This is a genomic window from Mucilaginibacter lappiensis (assembly GCF_900155965.1).
Classification (GTDB): domain Bacteria; phylum Bacteroidota; class Bacteroidia; order Sphingobacteriales; family Sphingobacteriaceae; genus Mucilaginibacter; species Mucilaginibacter lappiensis.
Map to the genome: position 1 here is coordinate 1 of NZ_FTMG01000009.1, position 19,403 is coordinate 19,403.

Sequence of the window (19,403 nt, forward strand, 5' to 3'; positions counted from 1 at the left end):
GGAGTTGTTAACAAAGAAAAAGAAGCAAAAAGAAAGCTTCAACAATAATAACAACTCGTTTATTCTTGTTGAAGCTAATCTAAAGGTATGTCTTTATTCAGGAACCTACAACAGATCCTTCAAATGTTTGTAGTTTGATTTTACAGTATCCAGCACTTCGTCCATATGGCCGTTGAGCATCAGTTTGGTCATCGATACCGCCATACCCTTTACTTGTTCAAACTCAATTTTGGGTGGCATAGCCAGCGCGTTCGGGTCGGTAAATATATTGACTAATGCAGGGCCATTAAAAGCTAGTGCTTCAGCGATCGCCTCTTGAACATCGTCTGGATATTTGACGTTAATACCTTTGATACCCATAGCCTGCGCCACCAAAGCGAAATCGGGATTGTACATATCGGTTTGCCAATCGGGCAGTCCAGCAACCTCCATTTCTAACTTGACCATGCCTAAGGAACGGTTATTAAAAACGATGATCTTAACCGGAAGTTTATACTGAACAATAGTAGCCAGATCCCCCAGTAGCATCGACAGCCCTCCATCGCCGCAAAGCGCTATCACCTGTTGATCCGGACGGGCCAGGGCCGCACCAATAGCCTGTGGCATAGCATTAGCCATAGAACCGTGGTTAAAAGAACCTATCATTTTTCGTTTACCTGTGGCATTTATATAACGGGAACCCCATACGCAGGACATGCCGGTATCCACCGTAAATATGGCATCATCCGCGGCTATTTTATCCAGTACGCTGGCTACAAATTCGGGATGTACCTTGTCCTGGCTGCCGCTGTCGTCCACATAGGTTTGCATTTTGCTTTTTACATCGGCATACACTTTTAGCTGGGCCTTTAAAAAGCTATCGTCCTGTTTTTGATTGATTATTGGCAATAACGCTGTTAGTGTATCCTTGATATTTCCGCATAAGCCCACATCAACTTTGGCCCGGCGACCAATACGCTCCGGTTTAATATCTACCTGCACAATTTTACAATCGGTAGGCATAAATGGCGTGTAAGGGAAATCGGTGCCTAACAATATCAGCAGATCACTTTCGTGCATGCTATGATAGGCCGATGGCAGGCCTAAAAGTCCGGTCATGCCCACTTCGTTAGGATTGTCATACTGAATATCCATTTTAGCCCGGAACGAGTAAGCTACCGTAGCATGAAGTTTTTGTGAGAGGGCCACTACCTCGTCATGAGCTTCGGCCGCACCTATGCCGCAAAAAATAGTGATCTTTTGATGCTGGTTGATCAATGCAGATAGTTCTTGCAGATCGGCATCTGAAGGCCTGATCACAGGAGCAGGGTTAAAGTTTTGTGTCGACGTATTAATTTCCACAGCATCCATGCTGGTGATATCGCCGGGTAAACCAATTACAGCAACGCCTTTCTGATGCAGCGCACTTTGTATTCCGGCCTGTAGCATGCGTGGCAACTGCCTCGGGGTAGCAGCCACTTGGTTATAATAACTGCAATCATCAAACAATTTTATGGTATTGGTTTCCTGGAAATAATCTGTACCGAATTCAAAAGTGGCAATCGTTGAAGCGATGGCAATAACTGGCGCGCCAGACCGGTGTGCATCATACAAACCGTTAATGAGGTGCACATGGCCCGGCCCGCTGCTGCCTGCACAACACGCAAAACCATTCAGTTGTGCTTCGGCGCCGGCCGCGTAAGCGCCAACCTCCTCATGGCGCACATGTATCCATTGTATATTTCCTTCGCGTCTTACAGCATCATTTACCTCGTTAAGGCTATCGCCGGTAACGGCATATATTCTTTTTATACCAGCGTTTGCCAGCATTTCTACCAGTTGGTCTGCAACATTTTTTGCCATGGTTAGGTTGATTTATGTTTTGATATTTATAAAGCTAACCATTGAATATGATGTGGGTTTTAAAAATTGTAAATTGCTGTAAAATATGACAATTATGGGGCGAATAGTTATTGTGGCATATAAACCAAAACCGGGAAAAGCAGCTGCTTTAAAGCAGCTCACCAGAACCCATGTACCCCGGCTTAAGCTGGAAGGGCTGGTGACTGATCGTGAACCCATTATTATGGAAACCGCAGATGGTATCATCATTGAAGTTTTTGAATGGTTAAGTGCCGAGGCCATTAACCAGGCCCATCAAAACAAGGCCGTTCATGAAATGTGGGCCGAGTATGCCGATGTTTGTGATTATGTAAGCCTGAATAGTTTAAGCGAAACGGCAAACATGTTTGCTGAATTTAATGCCTTAGACTGAACTGGGGTGTAAAACAAAACAGGCAGACTTCAAAGAGTCTGCCTGTTTTTATGTGTCAATATATAGAGAAGCCTTAAACGGCTGTTGATTTCTTGTATTGATTAAGGATGACTATTTCCTCAATCAATACTCTATGTATTATATATGATAGAATTTACAGCGATAAAGATTATCTGTAAATGACGGTTAAAATTTGATAGGTTTCCCAGTAGAGCTGTAGCAACCTGCCTTTTAGTAAGTTTAAGTTTTGTTTTTTCATGACCTTTATTTCTTATTGACAAAACAAAGGTACTGCGGATAGCAAGGCGCATCAATCTCAATAAATCGGTTTTAAGAACCAATTTTTCCGGTAGATAGATTTCACCGTCAGGCAACGGTCACGAAAGGTGTATTTGGGTCGGAAAAAGTGATCAGCTTTTTATTGCTGTTGCTTAAACTCCGAAGGGTTATTACCCGCAAAGCGTTTAAAAAAACGACTGAAATGCGAGCTGTTATCAAAGTTAAGCCGCTCCGTAATTTCTTTAATACTAAGTCCCGATGATGATAGCAGATATTGAGCCTCCAGGTACAACCGGTTATGGATAACATGGAGCGCATTTTGCCCTGTTTCGTTCTTCACTATTTCAGTTAAATATTTGGCTGATATAAAGAGTTCGTCAGCATATTCCTGTACGGTTTTCAGGATTAAAAATTTCTCCTCAACCAGTTTTTTGAATTTGTATACCAGTTGATATTGTTTACTCAAATGACGGGTTGAATTTAATAAACAACTTTCGCAGGCCCGGTTCATTTCGTATAACAAATCGGTTAACAGCAAGCGCAGGATCTGTAAATGAAATGCTCCCTGCTCTTTACACTCATCGCTTATCTTTTCGTACAAAGCCTTTAATGATGCTACTCCTTTTTTGGGTAGACCATAAATAGGCGGATAATCGGGATTTACCTCCAGCAGGTTATCCAGGATGTTTTCTTTCAGAAAATTATGGGATAGAAACTCCTTTTTGAACAGCACCTGGTACAATAACAGATCATCAGACGCATCCTCAAAAGAAGTAATGTATGCAGGCGATACCAGGTGAATAGAATTTGTATAAACCTCAAAAACAAAATGGCCTATAGTTTTTTTACAACTACCGCTGAGGCATAAAATAACCGAGTAATAATCTGTTTTAACTGGCACGCCATGCTGCACCCCGTTTTCATTACTTAATACCGCAAAATCTTCCTGGCTCCAGTTATCGTTAACAATACCAAAATCAGGTTTGGTAATATTGGCGGATGTGATGTGGCGTTTAAGCGTGGAAGGAATATCAAAAACAGTTACTTTATTACTCATATGGGATGGTAAATCAAATATAACGCAAAATTATGATTCGTTGGTGCTTAGTCAAATTGTATCTGTTCGGCTTTGAGCTTTTTTTGAACATCCTGTTTATAATTACGACCTATGGGTAATTCATGACCGGCCACTTCAATACTATAAGAGTAAAAAGAGTCAATTTTACCCAGGGCTACAATGAACGACCGGTGGATCCGTACAAATTTGTTTTCAGGTAGCATTTCTTCCAGTATGCTGATCTTTTGCCTGGTAATATACACTTGATCTTTAATGACTACTTTTACATAATCGCGCAGGCTTTCTATCCATAAAATATCATTCACATTTACTTTAATGGTTTTACGCTCAACTTTAAGATAGATAAATGCTTCATGATCGCTTACCGGAGTTTCATGTATGATCACTGGTCTTGGTTTACTCTCGGCTAACTGGTAAATTTTATCAATGGCACGCAAGAAACGCTCGAACGAGATAGGTTTCAGCAGATAGTCAACCGCGTTTAGTTCAAACCCTTCCAGCGCATATTCGCTGTATGCGGTGGTGAAAATTACCTTAGGTGGGTTTTTTAGACTTCGGAGCAGGTCGGTACCTTTGATGCCCGGCATTTTGATATCCAAAAACATCAGGTCAACTGGTTTTTGTTGGAGCAACTGAAAAGCCTGTATAGCATCTGCGCATTTCCCTACCAGTTCCATTTGGTTAAACTGGGCCAGGTATTTCTCCAACACGACTATGGCATGAGGCTCATCATCAACTATCAGTGTGCGGATCTTCATGCGCTTATCAATTGTTTTTCGGTGTGTTTAACCACATTGAGTTGCATATCAAGTACAATCAGGAAAGTGTCGTCCTCATTCATGATCTTTAGTTTTGAGGTAGCAGGATAAAGCAGATCGAGCCGTTTCATCACATTTTTTAAACCGATGTGCCCACGAGTGTTCTCTTCATCTTCCTCTGCCCGATGTTCGGGCCTGTTATTAGCCACTTTTAGTTTAAAACGATTGCCGGTAACATTTACGTTGATGTTTATCCAAACCTGCCCCGTTTTTTCACTGGTACCGTGTTTAAAGGCATTTTCAATGAACGGCAGTATCAGCAATGGCGCTATTAATTTATTCCTCAGATCGCCTGTAATGGTAAAATTAATGTCGATACGGTCTTCATAGCGCAATTTTTCCAACTTTACGTATTGCTGCATCATGAGTATCTCTCGTTCAAGAGGCACTTCATCGGCATTGCACTCGTAAAGCATGTACCGTAAAATATCTGATAACCCCAAAATCAACTGAGGCGATTTGGGCGATTGATCTAAACTCAACGCATACAGGTTATTTAACGTATTGAACAAAAAATGGGGATGCACCTGGGCCTTTAAAGCACTTAATTCAGCCTCCAAAGAAGCTTGCTTGCGCTCATACCACATTTTAAATAGTTTGATGGCCAGCACAAACCCAATAATGAGGTTTACCCCTTTAAAAGAATTTACAAGATTTTCTATATCAAATAGTTTGGTGAAAAAAGGCAGCTGATCATACCGTATATAATCCGAATACGTAACCGGCATTACCCTGACTAGGTATGGATGCACAAACAATAAGCCCACAGACCGCGTAGCTAATGTTGAAACGATAACCAATATTAATAACAGAAAAGTGAACAAGAAATACCGGTTAACAAACAAATAACGTGGAATCACCCAATAAGCGATAGCATAATAATAAGCTATCTGAACCGGCATAAAAATTAGGTTGTTTCTTAAGGATATTACAAAACTGGACTGCACCGAGTACATACTGGCTATCAGAAGGTAACCCACACCCCAAAACAACAGGTGCTGGTAAACCCGTGGTATTTTGATGTTTTGCAGCCGGATATCAATCCTGTTATTCATATAGCTAATTTACCTGATATCGGCCGAAAGATGTAAAATCTTTTCAGTAAATGCGATAAACCGCACACTTTTATCGACATACAACCATAAAACATTTAACCAGGGTAATTATTTTTGACAAATGCTGATAGAGCTGCATTAAATGCTGTTTGTGCGCAAAAAATGGTTGAGTAACGACATCGGTTCTTTATCAGATCTGGCCTGGTTAATTTTAATCATCAAATGAAAATGGGCTATGAAAACAATCATGTTAACAGCATTGATCCTGATAAGCGCTGTATGCAGCCAGGCTCAAACAAAAACACCCGGATACGGTTTCTGGGTATAGAAAGCAACCCTAGTCAACCAAAGGTGCAAACCATTAGGTTTTATACAGATGACTCGAAGCTGATTTATGAAGAAACTATTAACGCCAGGCTGAATTTGAAACGCGAAAAAAGAAAGCTGGCTTTAAATCAGTTGTCTAGCAAACTGAACGAAGGGAAGGATAATCCAGAAAACAAAAGGCTGATCGCGCTTGCGTTCAATCTGAATAGATAAATGACCTTTTTTAATTATACTTTGAACAAGGGTTGGCGCGAGGCCAGCCCTGTTCTGTTTTATGCCTGTTCCTGTTCTACCCAGTTACCATCCTCTTTGATGATCCCGATCAGTTCATCCAGCGCGTTATTTGAGCTGATGTTTTTTTTGACGGCTTCTTTACCACGATAAAGGGTAACCTTATCGGTACCTGAACCTACGTAGCCGTAATCGGCATCAGCCATTTCGCCGGGGCCGTTCACAATACAACCCATAATGCCAATTTTAAGACCTTTGAGATGGCTGGTACGGCTGCGGATCATCTGGGTAGTCACCATCAAATCAAACAGGGTACGGCCACAGCTTGGGCACGATATATACTCTGTTTTGGAGATCCTGGAACGGGTAGCCTGTAAAATACCAAAGGCGGTTGAAGTGATAACATTTGCGGGCAACTCTGGTGCATCTATCCAAATGCCATCGCCAAAACCATCAACCAGCAGGGCGCCCAGATCGGTAGCGGCGTATAGTTGAAGTTTGGTAGTTAAGTCTGTTTGTCCATGGTCCATGGTCGATGGTCCATGGTCTTTTTCAAATTCATAACTTCTTTTCATTATCACCGGTATTTCCAATCCAAGCTCTTCCAGTTTAAAGAAGAAGGAGCGTTGATCGGCCATGCCATGTAATGCCTCAGTTTCCAGTACAAATACCAATGAGTTATCAAAGGGCAATGAACCAAATTCATCCGAATCCATATCGGCAGGCAATATTCTCACCAGGTTCAATTTAGATGAGCGATCGGTCCCCGGTGCAATATACTCGGCCAACGAAAACACTGGGTGACAATTGGTTTTGTCGGTCAGTTTTTGCCAGGTGTTATAGTTATATAGCTGTTTTAAATTGCTTGGAAATACAAACGAAGGCAATTCATCGGCCAGGTAAACAAAATCTACCGATTGCTCGGCCATATTGTATTTATCCAATAAAGGCGAGTAGAGATATCCTGCATCCTTCAAAACAGCCGGATCTTTTAAATTTTTGGCCGACAGATCAACCACTACCCTCGGTACCATATGTCCGCCTATGAATGCGTTAGCCTCATAGGTATGACGCTTTTTGTATTCGTAGGGATTGTGTGGTGTTTTGTCCATGGTCCATGGTCTATGGTCTATGGTCTCTTCTGCTTTTTGCTTTTCGCTTTCTGCTTTCCGCTCGGTATACCGGCGCACCAATTCAATAGCTACCGGAGCTTCTGCTTCGGGTTCTTCGGTGAGAGAAACACGTACGGTATCACCCAAGCCGTCTTCTAATAAAGTACCGATACCTACTGCCGATTTGATGCGGCCATCCTCACCGTCGCCTGCTTCGGTTACACCCAGGTGCAGCGGATAATTCATACCCTCGGCCACCATGGTATCTACCAGCAAGCGATAGGCCTGTACCATTACCTGCGGGTTGCTCGATTTCATGGAGATCACGAGGTTATAGTAGTTCAACGTTTCGCACATCCGCATAAACTCCATGGCCGACTCTACCATACCCTGCGGGGTATCGCCATAACGGCTCATGATACGGTCGCTCAGGGAGCCATGATTGGTACCAATACGCATGGCGGTACCGTATTCCTTACAAATGTTAACCAGGGGAGCAAATTTTTTGTAGATGCGTTCCAGTTCGCCTTGGTATTCCTGGTCGGTATAATCTATCTGGTCAAATTTCTTTTTATCGGCATAGTTGCCGGGGTTTACCCTTACTTTTTCAACTATGCGTGCGGCCACCTCGGCAGCATTCGGGGTAAAATGTATATCGGCTACCAGCGGAACGTTATAGCCACGCTGGCGAAGCTGCTTTTTGATCTCGGCCAGGTTTTGGGCCTCTTTGATGCTGGGCGCGGTAATGCGCACATATTCGCAGCCGGCATCAACCATACGGATGGATTGTTCCACCGTACCTATGGTATCCATAGTATCGGTAGTGGTCATGCTTTGGATCCGGATAGGGTTATTGCCGCCCATGGGCACATCACCAATATTCACCTCGCGGGTAACAAAACGCGAATATTCGGTTAGTGAATTACAATAACGGCCTTGAAGCAACTTAACAGCATCAGTATTCATGCAGCGAAAATTAATAAGATGCAAATTTAGTGAATATAGTCGAATAGCTATTTAATTTTCTAAGAGGCGTCCCCTTCTATGAATCGCCTCTAAAACAGTCTTTCCTTGATCACCAGGGTATTGGCCAGCATATCATGCAGGCATTGCTGTTTTTTATTGAAGAAGGCTATCACATAACCCAAACAAAACGGCAATGCTGAAAGTAGTTTGAGCAAATTACGACTGATAGCCACTCCTGTACTGATACGATCGCCATTGATATCTACCACTTTGATCTTGAGCATTTGTTTGCCATAGGTTGCCTGTTTGGCCGAGCTTTCCATCACGATATGATAAATCACTTTAGCCAATGGGATAACGCCTAAAATGCTGAAGGATACTATAATGCGCGTTTCTTTATCCTGTATAAACAGCAACACTACGATAAAAGCAATGATCACAAATACTCCAAAAAGTATAAACCAATCCAGTACCGAAGCCAGCAGGCGCTGATCAAAACTGCCATAATATTGCATGAGCAACGATGGTTTGGCAAAGCCGAAAAGTGTGCGCAGTTCGGCAATTTCCTGTGCTTCTTTATAATCGTCCATTTCGGGGGTTTTTATAAAATCGGTAGGTTTTACTTTGAGGTCTTTTAGCTGGTCGATGCTAAAAGGGCCCTGTGGTTTGCCTTCAATTACCAGTATATAAGTTTGAGCCATTGATCAGGATTTTTTGTGAGGCATTTACTCCCGTTTGATTATCGCAAACGCCCGAAGTTACTTTGTTGGATAGAAAAACTTTTTAAACCTCAAATTTTAACACTTTTTTGGTCAAAAATCGGACAAAAAGGACCAGCTATTACCCACTTTAACTAAGTTTTAACGCCATTTTAACACTTTTTAACAAATTTTTGATGGGTTTTGAAAGATTTAAAAAGTGTTAATTTGTTGATAGTTAAATATGTATGTGCTAAACGGTCGGTTTTTGTTGTCTTTTCATCTTTAACAAAACAGCCCGGTTTTCTGGTTTAGAGAATCCCGGGCTGGTTACTTGTATAAAGATACGGAAAATTACAGATATGTTTTGATGACAGTGCTCGTTTCGATTACTAATTAGCTATTATTGTCAGATTCCTATAAACCCCATGTCATTTCGAACGAGGTACGAGGAGAAATCTTATACAATATTCACAATCATGCAGCAGAAGATCTCTCTTTCGCGCCACCTTCTGTCCTCCAAAAGCTCTGTCGAGATGACATAACGATTTTTACATCATAATCACGACAAATACGGTTTCCACCAGTTGCTGTTGTAGGCTTCTTTTACTTCGGTTGGTTCGCCGGGTTTGGGCACAAACAGGTTGATGTTTTTATCTTTTGCCAGATCGGTTAAACGTTCAATGGGTTCGTACCAGGCGTGCGGGGCCAGGCTGAAAGTGCCATAGTGTACGGGCATCATCAATTTGCCTTTGAGGGCCAGGTGCGCGTTCGAAGCATGGTCGGGGCCCATGTGTATATCGGGCCAGTATTTGCCATAAGCGCCAATTTCCAGTATGGTCAAATCAAATGGGCCGAAGGCTTCGCCAATCTCCGCGAAACTGGGCGACCAGCCCGAATCAGCACCAAAATAAATATTGTGTTTGGGGCCCCTGATCACGAATGACGACCATAAAGTTTCATTACGTCCGGTAATTCCCCGACCCGAAAAATGCCTCGAAGGAGTAGCCGTAACCACTAGATCATTACCAATCACTACGCTATTACCCCAATCCATTTCGGAGATACGATTTTGGGAAATGCCCCATTTACTCAGGTGTTGGCCTACACCTACCGAACAATAGAACGGCGTTGAAGAAGAACCAGCGAAAAATTGAATAGTATCCTTATCCAGATGATCATAATGATCATGTGATATAATGATAGCATCCAGCGGGGGCAATTCACTTAATGAAAGCGGTGGCTGAAAAAAGCGTTTGGGGCCGATGTATTTGGAGAACGAAACACGTTCGCCCCAAACCGGATCGGTAAGGATGCGTTTGCCGTCTATTTCAATCAATATACTGGTATGGCCTATCCAGGTAATGCGCAGGCCGCTGGCCGGCGGATTTTGGTATGCAGTAGTATCGGTTTTAAAGGGGCCTAATGTTTTAAGAGGAGTATTCTCGGCTTTGTTGTTAATGTATTCTCCCAGTATAGGAAGTATTTTGCCAAAACCGCCTTCGTCGGTTGGTATAACGTTAATATATTTTTTTCCTTCTTTTCGTGATCCTTCTAAACTCATGGTAAGCTAATAGTATTTTGGTTTAAGATAGGGTTAAGTGTTTAAAGTTACGGTAATGGGGTGTTTATTGACGGAGGAATGACTGTTGGGGTTTATTGGGAGGATGAGCCTGTTATTCCCCTTTCCCGTCGTTTGTGTCCTCACAAACAACTTACTCGATAGAGACAAGACCTGTCGTAGAGCGCTCAATTGCCGCTAGGGCTGTTACTTTGTCTTGATACAAAGTAACCAAAAATCAAGTCATCAGAAATGCTTCTTTGCCGCACAGCGCCTTTACCTGGCAAACCGGACAGAACCAGGGCTGCAATTATTTTGCTCCACTTCGTTCCCTCATTTTTCCTGCGCTTCAGCAAAAACTTGCTATGCCCCGCAGCCACACAAGCCATCATTGTTCTGCCCGGTTTCGCCCGAAGCTTATCTGCTGACGGGGGAGAAAATTTAATAAATCACGGTAATCTCTTAATCTGAAAAATCATGGTTCAGACAAAATTCACTAATTCAATAATTAAAAAAGGCTATTGTCCTATCACAAAACCCCTGTAAGGAAGTGGGCAGCGTATCCCCTGTATAAGGATGCGAGGCTCCTAAAACATGGTCGCCGCCTTTGATGATCACCAATTCGGCCTTGGGTTGGGCTGTGTGTAATTCTTTGGCATGATCAAGGGGAACTGTTGGGTCGATGTCGCCATGTACCAGTAGCCAGGGCTGTTGTACTTCGGCGGCTTTGGCTTGGATATTCAGCCGTAAAGGGTGTTTGTCCAGGTCATCCAGCAAGGTTGATTTGAGCGGCATTTGCTGCCCGGTGCGGGAGTTATGCATATAAATGACGCCCTGCAGGTACCATTGCGCCTCGCTTTGCTGCGGCCACAGATTGCGGAAGCCGGATATAGAAGCCATAGTTACCAGTTTTTTGATGCGACGGTCCTCTGCCGATTTGATGATGCTGATGCCGCCGCCCATGCTATGACCTATTAAAAATACGCCGTTGGCCGCTGCCATGCCCGAGCCGCTGCAGGCAAAATCAATAATAGTATCCAGATCTTCCAGCTCGATGGAAAAGGTATTATCACTAAAGGCAATCAGATCGGCAAAATCGGTAGGATGATCGGGCGTAGTGCCGTTATGCGAGAAGTTAAATTTGAGGTACCGGAAACCGTTACGGGCGAAATAATCGGCTACCAGGTTATGTGTGCCCCAATCCTTAAAGCCTTTAAAGCCATGCGCAAAGATCACTACCGGCGCGTTTTTAAGTGCATCTTCATACGTTACATCTATCAACATCGGGCGACCCTTAGCGCCGGGCAGTGTATAATTATCTTTACGAACCATGGGTGAAAATTACACTTTTTTGGCGTGAATTGGTTAGTGCATACTCGGTATGTGTGCGTCAATTGTGGATGAAGAATTCAGCTGCCGCGAGCTTTTAGCTCGTGGTAAACATGGCTTCAGCTTTCAGCTGAACTATAAAGCTGAAAGCTTTAATCATGATCTCCACGAGATACGCTGCGCTAATCTCGCGGGAGCGAAAGAAGAACTCTGCTCCGAATTTTATTTTGCCAGCAACTCTTTTAAAGTAGTTGATGTAACTGGCTCGTTATTGATTGCAGTTAAAATAATCGAGTAAAGGGCCTGGTTTTTTTTGATAAAATAAATGGAAATTGGCATAGATGCCTTGTCATCTTTTGGTTTGATATAAATATCCTGTGCCTGATTCTGTCCATATTGAATGGAAAGATTTTTAAGATCTGAATAGTAGCCCGCTATAGAGTCCCTTTTTTCAATTGTTTGTGTGTCATTACCAAATATATTAAGCAAAATGGCCGATATCTTTTCTGGTTGCCCCACCTTATAACTGATGGAAAAAAGTTTATGATCACTAATCTTTCTATAAGATTGATCATAAGTAATGTGCTTATCCTGATGGCTTTCTGTGATAAAATCTGATAAAGAATGATTGAAGGAGGTATCTATTTTATACACCTGGATAAAATATTTGTTGTCATATCTGATATCGGCAACCGCATTCCGGAACCTGGTATTTGTCGTTTGGTCGGATGAAAGTTTGTTTTTGTATTTAAATAAGGCCGCATAATCGGCCGGAATAGTTTGACTTATTGTTACGTTTTCATTTTGCGTCGATTTTACATCTCTGTCGCCTGTATTTTTAATAAAAAAAAACAGCCTTATGAATAAAAGAGCAATGATCAAGCATATGATTAGGGGGAGATTTTTTTTCATGCGATGGCAAATTTAATTTAAAACCCCGCCAGTTCAAGCGTCTTTCGCTTGAACTATAATGATTGTAAGCGTATACACTTACTCTAAAATATCAATCAGGCGTTGACGCTTTATTGGGCAAAGCTTTAAGCCGGAGCTTCTTTAGTACAATCACTTGTTTTTTATTTAAAGCATTAGTCACAGCTAGCCAGTTTTTTTGTTTAACTAATTCAAAGAGGGTTTTTAATTCAGTAAATATTGGATTTGTTTGATCTGCTCCTGATAAAATATGATGTTCAACCCGTTCTTTCAAAATAGCCAAGGCATATTCATCACAGTGGTTGTGCAATTCACAAAATAAAAACAGATTGCCATTGCGTTGATGGAGTGCAGTTATTTGACGCAGATCGAAATCTTTAGGGTTGGCAAGAATTTGCGCGGCAGAATTGTATTTGTCGAAGTAAGGGAGAACAAATTCTATAATCTTCCTGGTTAAAAAATCAGCAAGCAATTCATATTCCTGGGTGATCCGATAAAAATTCCGGAGCCCGGGGATAATCTGTTCAATTTTCTTTGCTCCTGTAAGACCCCGGTTGTGAATAAATGAATCTTCATCATAAATGGTTGTTATGGCAATTTCCACATTAAATCTATCAGACATGCCCGTCCAACTCCCGCGTGTATCCAGATGGATAACGTGTAATAATTCGTTTGACTGTTTAATAAGCATTCGCCCATAACGCTTAAAGCCAAAATGAGATAAATTATGGAATATAATATCTGTAAACCGCTTGTAGCTATGCTTAAGATCTTCCTTTTTTAATGGTTTGTAAATAGTTAGATCTTCCCATTGAATGTAGCTTTCCATCAAAGGATAATATTACACCTTTTTGCCGTTAAATGTAATATTATACAAATCAGTTCGGCGATCTTTCAGATTCTGTACACTGCCGTATTCATGTAACTCATCCAGAAGGGAAAGATCTACGTCTGCAATCACAATCATTTCGCTGTTGGGCGTGGCTTCGGACTGGATACCATTGGTGGGGAAGCCAAAATCGGATGGCGTAAACACTGCCGATTGCGCATAGCTGATACCCATATTATTTACATTGGGCAAGTTGCCCACACAACCGGCTATGGCCACATAACATTCGTTCTCCACCGCACGGGCCTGGGCGCAAAATTTAACCCGGTTGTAGCCGTTCTGGGTATCGGTGAGGAAGGGTACAAACAATATCTGCATATCCTGACCAGCCAGTATACGCGACAGCTCCGGGAACTCTACATCATAACAGATCAGGATGCCTATTTTACCGGCGTCGGTTTCAAATACTTTTACCTCATCGCCACCGCGCATACCCCAGGAGCTGATCTCGGCCGGGGTTGGGTGTATCTTATAAACTTCCTCCATACTGCCGTTTCGCCTAAACAGGTACGATACATTGTACAGTGAATCCTCAAAAATAAAAGGCATGCTACCGGCAATAATATTCACGTTGTAGGATACTGCCAGTTTAGAAAACTCTTCGATAATAGGCTGCGTGTATTTAGCCAGCTCGCGCATAGCCTTGGCTGAATCCATGTGGTTATAATCGGCCATCAGCGGGGTGTTGAACAGTTCGGGGAACAAAATAAAATCGGCCTGGTAATCACTCACGGCGTCAATAAAATATTCGGCATGTTTCATCAATTCGCTGATGTTGCTGTACGAGCGCATTTGCCATTGCACCAAGCCAATACGCACCACCGTTTTTTGGTTAATGGCCGTGCTGATCTCTTCGTAATACACATTGTTCCACTCAATCAACGTAGCAAAACCTTTGGAACGGCTATCCTCGGGCAGGTAATTGCGCAGCACCTTGCGTACGTGAAAATCATTGGCCAGCTGGAACGACAGGGTAGGATCATAAATCTCCTTGTACTTTACCTTATCGATATATTGCCGGGGCGTCAAATCATTCTGGTATTTTTGATAATTGGGGATGCGGCCGCCGGCGATGATGCTTTTCAGGTTCAGCTTTTCGCAAAGAGCCTTTCGGGCTTCGTACAATCGGCGGGCCAGGCGCAGGCCGCGATAATTAGGATGGATAAAAATATCGATGCCATACAACACATCGCCTTTATCGGTATGGGTTTTAAAAGTACTGTCGCCGGTTATTTGTTTGTAGGTATGGTTATCGCCAAATTTTTGGTAGTCGACCATAATAGATAGCGCGCAACCTACCACTACATCGTTTACGGTGATACAGATCTGACCTTCGGGGAACAGCTTGATGAGCCTTTTGATGGAATTGGCATCCCAATAGTCCTCGTCCATATCCATATAAGCCGATTTCATTGACTTTTTAAGCTCCTGGTAATCCTGTACTTCCAGGTTACGCATTTCAACACTTTGCAGATCCATAGGTTGTTATTTTATATTTTAAGGGGAGCAAGGATTTTTGGAGCAAAGAGTAAGGATTTTTCTTTCTTCTTTATGTCCTTGCTCCTTGTTCTTTCTATCCTTGTTCTCAAAGTCCTTGTTCTCAGGATCCATACTCCCAATGTCCTTTATCTTTGTTCTTCAAATCTTCTTCCTCATATCCTTGTTCCTTGCTCCTCAAATCCTTGCTCCAAAAATCCATTTCCCAACTACGATTTAGTATACCACCATGCCCAGGCCATTAACACAGGCTGCAAGGCCAGCCGTATCCAGGCCAGTAAAGGTGTTACATTTAACTTGCCCAATCGGAATGGGGCATTAACGAGCATGGTTATGTGTACAGGTAAAAAAGCGATCAGCATTAATATGATAGTATAAGCCGCCCATGGCCTGATTTGGGTAGGGATAAGCAGCAGGGCCAGCAATATTTCGGCAGCGCCCGCTATGATATTAATAACTACCGGGTAGGGCAGGTAATGCGGAATGATGCGGTGATACGACGTTGGATTAACAAAATGGTTGATACCTGCAAGCGTATACCCAATTATCAGGATAATCAGGCTTATATTTTTGATAAGATGCATTATGTAATATACATTATTTTGTTAAATATTGTTTTAAGCAGTTTTAATGTTGTTTTACGGTCAGTTTTCGTAATTTATAAACATTCTAAATAGCCCTGTATGACAAAGTATTGACACGGTATCTCATTTATAGTGATATTTTTGTTCGGTCAAATTTAAAACTGCTTTGAAGTATTTAAAGGTTATTGCTTTTACACACAAACAGATTGAACTGAAGGAATTAGGTAGATTGGTGGTTTGCCAGGAAAATCTGACAGAAAAACTTCAACAGGTAAAAGCTCAATTTGGAATTCCGGAGATATTTTATCTGGCTACGTGTAACCGTGTTGAATTTGTTATGACAACCGCTCATAAGGTCGACAAGGATTTTGCCCGGAAGTTCATCGAATCGTTTAATACCGAATTGTGTGATCATTCCTTGAGTACCTTTATGGCCAGTGCTTCTATCTATGAAGAGCAGGAGGCCATGATACATCTTTTACGTACTTCGTGCTCGCTGGAAAGTTTGATAGTTGGCGAAAAAGAAATACTGGCCCAGCTGCGCAAAGCTTATGAGCATTGCAAAGAGGCAGGCCTTACCGGCGACGGTTTACGCATGGTGATGAACTGTGTGGTGAAAACCGCCAAAGAGGTTTATACACATACCAACATCTCTAAAAATCCAATCTCGGTAGTATCATTGGCTTACCGCAAACTGCGCGACCTTAACCTATGTGCTACTGATGCCCGTGTACTGATCATTGGTGCCGGCGAAACTAACCGCAATATTTCCAAATACCTTAAAAAGCATAAATTCACCAACTTCGCGGTATTTAACCGCACCCTGTCAAAGGCAGCCGAACTGGCGAGCGACCTGGGTGGTGAGGCTTTTGACCTGGAGGCTTTAAAAACATATAATAAAGGTTTTGATGTGATCATCACCTGTACATCAGCCATAGAGCCTATCATTACTACCGAAATATACCAATCGCTGCTGAACGGCGAAACCGGTCGCAAAACTATTGTCGACCTGGCTATACCAAATGACACCGCTCCCGAAGTACTGGAGCAGTTCCCGGTTAACTTTATTGAAGTACATTCTCTTAACGAAGTTGCCAAACGTAACCTGCAGGAACGCTACCAGGAACTGGTTCATGCCGAAGCTATTATTGAGCAAAACATCGCCGAGTTTTTAACCCAGTTAAAACAACGCCGTATTGAAGTAGCCATGCGCCAGGTACCGGAGAAGATTAAAGAGATCCGCAATACCGCTATTAATTCTGTTTTTGCCGATGAGGTGCAGGGTTTGGACGAGCAATCGCGCGAGATCCTGGAAAAGGTGATCAACTACATGGAGAAAAAATATATCAGCGTGCCCATGATTATGGCTAAGGATATATTGATCAACGAAAACTAATCTTACTGTTTTTCTGATAATTTTTAAAGTATGTCATTGCGAGCGCAGCGTGGCAATCGCATGCTATACAGAGCGGACAATGTATATCGCAGAGCGCTCAATTGCCGCTAAGGCTGTTACTTTTCCTTGATGAAAAGTAACCAAAAATCAAGTCACCAGAAATGCTTCTTTGCCGCACAAGGCCTTTGCCCTGCAAACCGGACAGAACCAGGGCTGCAATTATTTTGCCCAACCTTGTTCGCTCTTTTTCCTACGCTTCAGCAAAAACTTGCTAATGCCCCTGCAACACAGGCCAGCATCGTTCTGCCCGCTTTCGCCCGAAGCTGTTCTGCTGACGGAAAAAAGAAATCAATAATTCACTAATTCAATAATTAAAACCCGCGTTAGGGACAGCAGCGGATACCGGCCCCGAGCCTAATGCCTGCAGGCGTATGAGCGGATAGCCCGGGCCGCAGGCAACGCCCTTATTAAGTCAAAAGTTAAAATTCAAAAACTGCATGGTGTATACGCTGCATGTAGGATGCTGAAATAAATTCGGCATGACTTCCGGATGAACTAACCAGGCAATTCATTCCCTTGGCAATTCTTTGATAAAACATTAACAAACTCAAGTTGAATGCACTCCAAATCGCCCTTTTTTGACTTTTTAATTTTAACTTTTGAATTATCATTAGTCAGCCTACTTTCATAACATGAATTAATGTTAAATTCATGCCTATAAAAAATTAAATTTGCACCGTAAAAAATCATTCTTTTGGACAGAACACTGATAATAGGAACCCGCGGCAGTGAATTGGCACTATGGCAGGCTAATTTTGTAAAAGACAGCCTTGCCGCCATCAACGTAAACGCCGAGCTAAAGATCATAAAAACCCAGGGCGACCGTATACTAAACCTGAGCTTTGATAAGTTAGAAGGAAAAGGTTTTTTCACCAAGGAATTAGAAGAAGAATTATTGGCCGGTACCATTGATGTTGCGGTACACTCGCACAAGGACCTGCCAACTGAAAACCCTCCGGGACTCATCATCGCAGCAGTTTCAGAACGGGAGGACCCGGCTGAACTGTTGTTGATCTTGAAGGACTGTGTGGATGTGCACCAAAAGCTGTCGGTAAAATATGGCGCTATTGTGGGTACATCATCCAACAGGCGCAAGGCGCAGCTGCTGGCACACCGCCCCGACCTGGAGATAGAAGATCTGCGCGGCAACGTGCCTACCCGTATAGGCAAACTGCGCGACGAAAAATACGATGCTATTATGATAGCCAAAGCAGGGGTAGTACGTTTAGGTTTAGATCTGAGCGAGTTTCACGTAGAGGAAATTACCCCTGTGGAGCTGATCCCTGCCCCCGCACAGGGGGCGCTTGCTATTCAGATTCGCGAAAGCAACCAGGAAGTTTTTGAAATACTCCAGACACTTCACCACCCCGATGTAGCCGAAGAGCTGGCGGTGGAAAGAACCGTGCTGAGAATGTTCGGCGGCGGCTGTCATCTGCCATTAGGCTGTTATTGCCGGCGCGATGAAGGGATGTTCCAGGTATTTACCTCCAAGGCTGATGAAGGGGATGAATTTCCGAACCGGTTGTTTTTAGAGGCACCCACTACAGAGGGTCTGGCAGAAAAGGTTATAGCTAAATATGCCAAAGACCGCAAACACCCATCGAAGGTATTTATATCACGCGAACTGTCTGAGCAAAGCTACTTTAAGAAAGCGATGGAACATTTGGGTATCGAGGTAGAGGCCCGTTCGCTTATCCGCACCGTACCGGTAATCACCAAGTTTGATTCCTATATATTAAAAAATATCGACTGGATATTTTTCTCCAGTAAAAATGCAGTGGATTACTTTTTTCAGTTGAATCCGCTGTTTCCTAAAAAGGTAAAGTTTGGTGTAATGGGCAGCGGCAGCGAAGAGATGCTGCGCCGCAAAGGTCATTTTACCGATTATGTGGGCGAAGGCACCGATACTGCCGAAGTAGCCGAAGAATTTGCCAAACTGGCTAACGGCAAGATCGTGTTGTTCCCTGGTGCAGAAAGCCCAATGAGAAGTATACAGCAAGGATTATCTGCCGATACCAAAATTATTGACCTGCCGGTATATGAAACTGTATTGGTAGAAGATGTAGAGCCTAGTGGGGCCGACGTGATGGTGTTTACCAGTCCGTCAAACGTTGAGGCTTATTTTGCCGGTAACCTGCTGGATCCGTATCAAAAGGTAGTAGCCATAGGTAAATCGACAGGCAAAAAATTTGATGAAATGGGTGTAAAATATACCCTGCCTTACTCGCCCGACGAAGTTGGGCTGGCAGAGGCTGTGTTTGGATTGTAAGCCCCACCCAAACCCTCCCCGGTAGGGAGGGCTTTTGATAAAATTTAAATAAAAAGTCTCCCCTACCGGG

16 protein-coding genes are annotated in these 19,403 nt (G+C 42.9%); 4 read left to right on the top strand and 12 right to left on the bottom strand.

What is annotated here, in order from left to right:
- Positions 1 to 105: 105 nt before the first annotated feature.
- Complete coding sequence (locus BW976_RS16870; protein WP_076374566.1) at positions 106 to 1,842, bottom strand: thiamine pyrophosphate-dependent enzyme; 1,737 nt, start codon at positions 1,840 to 1,842, stop codon at positions 106 to 108.
- 94 nt (positions 1,843 to 1,936) lie between these two features.
- Here BW976_RS16870 and BW976_RS16875 point away from each other — a divergent pair, with 94 nt between their 5' ends.
- Positions 1,937 to 2,254: a hypothetical protein gene (locus tag BW976_RS16875; RefSeq protein ID WP_076374568.1), complete on the top strand. Its 318-nt coding sequence runs from the start codon at positions 1,937 to 1,939 to the stop codon at positions 2,252 to 2,254.
- Positions 2,255 to 2,672: 418 nt separating this feature from the next.
- Here the strand turns inward: BW976_RS16875 and BW976_RS16885 are convergent, their stop codons facing one another.
- From BW976_RS16885 to BW976_RS16895, 3 genes are read right to left on the bottom strand one after another with little or no spacing between them, the layout of a single operon-like run.
- Entirely contained in the window at positions 2,673 to 3,590 is a 918-nt protein-coding gene (locus tag BW976_RS16885; protein WP_084192238.1) for a helix-turn-helix domain-containing protein, read from the bottom strand.
- 47 nt (positions 3,591 to 3,637) lie between these two features.
- Entirely contained in the window at positions 3,638 to 4,369 is a 732-nt protein-coding gene (locus tag BW976_RS16890; protein WP_076374572.1) for a LytR/AlgR family response regulator transcription factor, read from the bottom strand.
- On the bottom strand, positions 4,366 to 5,484 hold the full coding sequence (locus BW976_RS16895; protein ID WP_076374574.1) for a sensor histidine kinase: 1,119 nt from the start codon (positions 5,482 to 5,484) through the stop codon (positions 4,366 to 4,368). The genes BW976_RS16890 and BW976_RS16895 overlap by 4 nt, the downstream gene beginning before the upstream one ends.
- A gap of 222 nt (positions 5,485 to 5,706) precedes the next feature.
- Between BW976_RS16895 and BW976_RS16900 the strand changes: the two genes are divergently transcribed.
- Positions 5,707 to 6,024, top strand: coding sequence for a hypothetical protein (locus tag BW976_RS16900; protein ID WP_076374576.1), 318 nt, complete (start codon positions 5,707 to 5,709; stop codon positions 6,022 to 6,024).
- Between the two features lie 59 nt (positions 6,025 to 6,083).
- Here BW976_RS16900 and ispG read toward each other — a convergent pair whose 3' ends face one another.
- The 8 genes from ispG to BW976_RS16945 form a co-directional block, all read right to left on the bottom strand.
- Positions 6,084 to 8,120: a (E)-4-hydroxy-3-methylbut-2-enyl-diphosphate synthase gene (gene ispG, locus BW976_RS16905; RefSeq protein ID WP_076374578.1), complete on the bottom strand. Its 2,037-nt coding sequence runs from the start codon at positions 8,118 to 8,120 to the stop codon at positions 6,084 to 6,086.
- An 89-nt stretch (positions 8,121 to 8,209) separates the two neighbouring features.
- Positions 8,210 to 8,821 (bottom strand): RDD family protein, encoded by a 612-nt coding sequence (locus BW976_RS16910; protein WP_076374580.1) that lies wholly within the window; start codon positions 8,819 to 8,821, stop codon positions 8,210 to 8,212.
- Between the two features lie 559 nt (positions 8,822 to 9,380).
- Positions 9,381 to 10,382, bottom strand: a complete 1,002-nt coding sequence (locus tag BW976_RS16915; protein WP_076374582.1) for an MBL fold metallo-hydrolase — start codon at positions 10,380 to 10,382, stop codon at positions 9,381 to 9,383.
- Positions 10,383 to 10,880: 498 nt separating this feature from the next.
- Positions 10,881 to 11,711, bottom strand: a complete 831-nt coding sequence (locus BW976_RS16925; protein ID WP_076374586.1) for an alpha/beta hydrolase family protein — start codon at positions 11,709 to 11,711, stop codon at positions 10,881 to 10,883.
- 219 nt (positions 11,712 to 11,930) lie between these two features.
- Positions 11,931 to 12,620 carry a hypothetical protein gene (locus tag BW976_RS16930; protein WP_076374588.1) on the bottom strand — a complete coding sequence of 230 codons (690 nt, stop codon included), beginning with the start codon at positions 12,618 to 12,620 and terminating at the stop codon, positions 11,931 to 11,933.
- A 91-nt stretch (positions 12,621 to 12,711) separates the two neighbouring features.
- Positions 12,712 to 13,467: a hypothetical protein gene (locus BW976_RS16935; RefSeq protein WP_076374590.1), complete on the bottom strand. Its 756-nt coding sequence runs from the start codon at positions 13,465 to 13,467 to the stop codon at positions 12,712 to 12,714.
- Positions 13,468 to 13,479: 12 nt separating this feature from the next.
- A complete protein-coding gene (locus tag BW976_RS16940) occupies positions 13,480 to 15,006 on the bottom strand; it encodes a carbon-nitrogen hydrolase family protein (RefSeq protein WP_076374592.1) in 1,527 nt (508 codons plus the stop codon).
- Between the two features lie 227 nt (positions 15,007 to 15,233).
- A complete protein-coding gene (locus BW976_RS16945) occupies positions 15,234 to 15,608 on the bottom strand; it encodes a DoxX family protein (protein ID WP_076374594.1) in 375 nt (124 codons plus the stop codon).
- Between the two features lie 166 nt (positions 15,609 to 15,774).
- Here BW976_RS16945 and hemA point away from each other — a divergent pair, with 166 nt between their 5' ends.
- Positions 15,775 to 17,004, top strand: a complete 1,230-nt coding sequence (gene hemA, locus BW976_RS16950) for a glutamyl-tRNA reductase (RefSeq protein ID WP_076374596.1) — start codon at positions 15,775 to 15,777, stop codon at positions 17,002 to 17,004.
- Between the two features lie 754 nt (positions 17,005 to 17,758).
- Positions 17,759 to 19,333 carry a hydroxymethylbilane synthase gene (gene hemC / locus BW976_RS16960; RefSeq protein ID WP_076374600.1) on the top strand — a complete coding sequence of 525 codons (1,575 nt, stop codon included), beginning with the start codon at positions 17,759 to 17,761 and terminating at the stop codon, positions 19,331 to 19,333.
- Positions 19,334 to 19,403: the final 70 nt, after the last annotated feature.

Bases quoted from the DNA above. Each gene is read 5' to 3' on its own strand.
- BW976_RS16870 (WP_076374566.1), bottom strand. From the start codon at position 1,842: ATGGCAAAAAATGTTGCAGACCAACTGGTAGAAATGCTGGCAAACGCT.
- BW976_RS16875 (WP_076374568.1), top strand. From the start codon at position 1,937: ATGGGGCGAATAGTTATTGTGGCATATAAACCAAAACCGGGAAAAGCA.
- BW976_RS16885 (WP_084192238.1), bottom strand. From the start codon at position 3,590: ATGAGTAATAAAGTAACTGTTTTTGATATTCCTTCCACGCTTAAACGC.
- BW976_RS16890 (WP_076374572.1), bottom strand. From the start codon at position 4,369: ATGAAGATCCGCACACTGATAGTTGATGATGAGCCTCATGCCATAGTC.
- BW976_RS16895 (WP_076374574.1), bottom strand. From the start codon at position 5,484: ATGAATAACAGGATTGATATCCGGCTGCAAAACATCAAAATACCACGG.
- BW976_RS16900 (WP_076374576.1), top strand. From the start codon at position 5,707: ATGAAAATGGGCTATGAAAACAATCATGTTAACAGCATTGATCCTGAT.
- ispG (WP_076374578.1), bottom strand. From the start codon at position 8,120: ATGAATACTGATGCTGTTAAGTTGCTTCAAGGCCGTTATTGTAATTCA.
- BW976_RS16910 (WP_076374580.1), bottom strand. From the start codon at position 8,821: ATGGCTCAAACTTATATACTGGTAATTGAAGGCAAACCACAGGGCCCT.
- BW976_RS16915 (WP_076374582.1), bottom strand. From the start codon at position 10,382: ATGAGTTTAGAAGGATCACGAAAAGAAGGAAAAAAATATATTAACGTT.
- BW976_RS16925 (WP_076374586.1), bottom strand. From the start codon at position 11,711: ATGGTTCGTAAAGATAATTATACACTGCCCGGCGCTAAGGGTCGCCCG.
- BW976_RS16930 (WP_076374588.1), bottom strand. From the start codon at position 12,620: ATGAAAAAAAATCTCCCCCTAATCATATGCTTGATCATTGCTCTTTTA.
- BW976_RS16935 (WP_076374590.1), bottom strand. From the start codon at position 13,467: ATGGAAAGCTACATTCAATGGGAAGATCTAACTATTTACAAACCATTA.
- BW976_RS16940 (WP_076374592.1), bottom strand. From the start codon at position 15,006: ATGGATCTGCAAAGTGTTGAAATGCGTAACCTGGAAGTACAGGATTAC.
- BW976_RS16945 (WP_076374594.1), bottom strand. From the start codon at position 15,608: ATGCATCTTATCAAAAATATAAGCCTGATTATCCTGATAATTGGGTAT.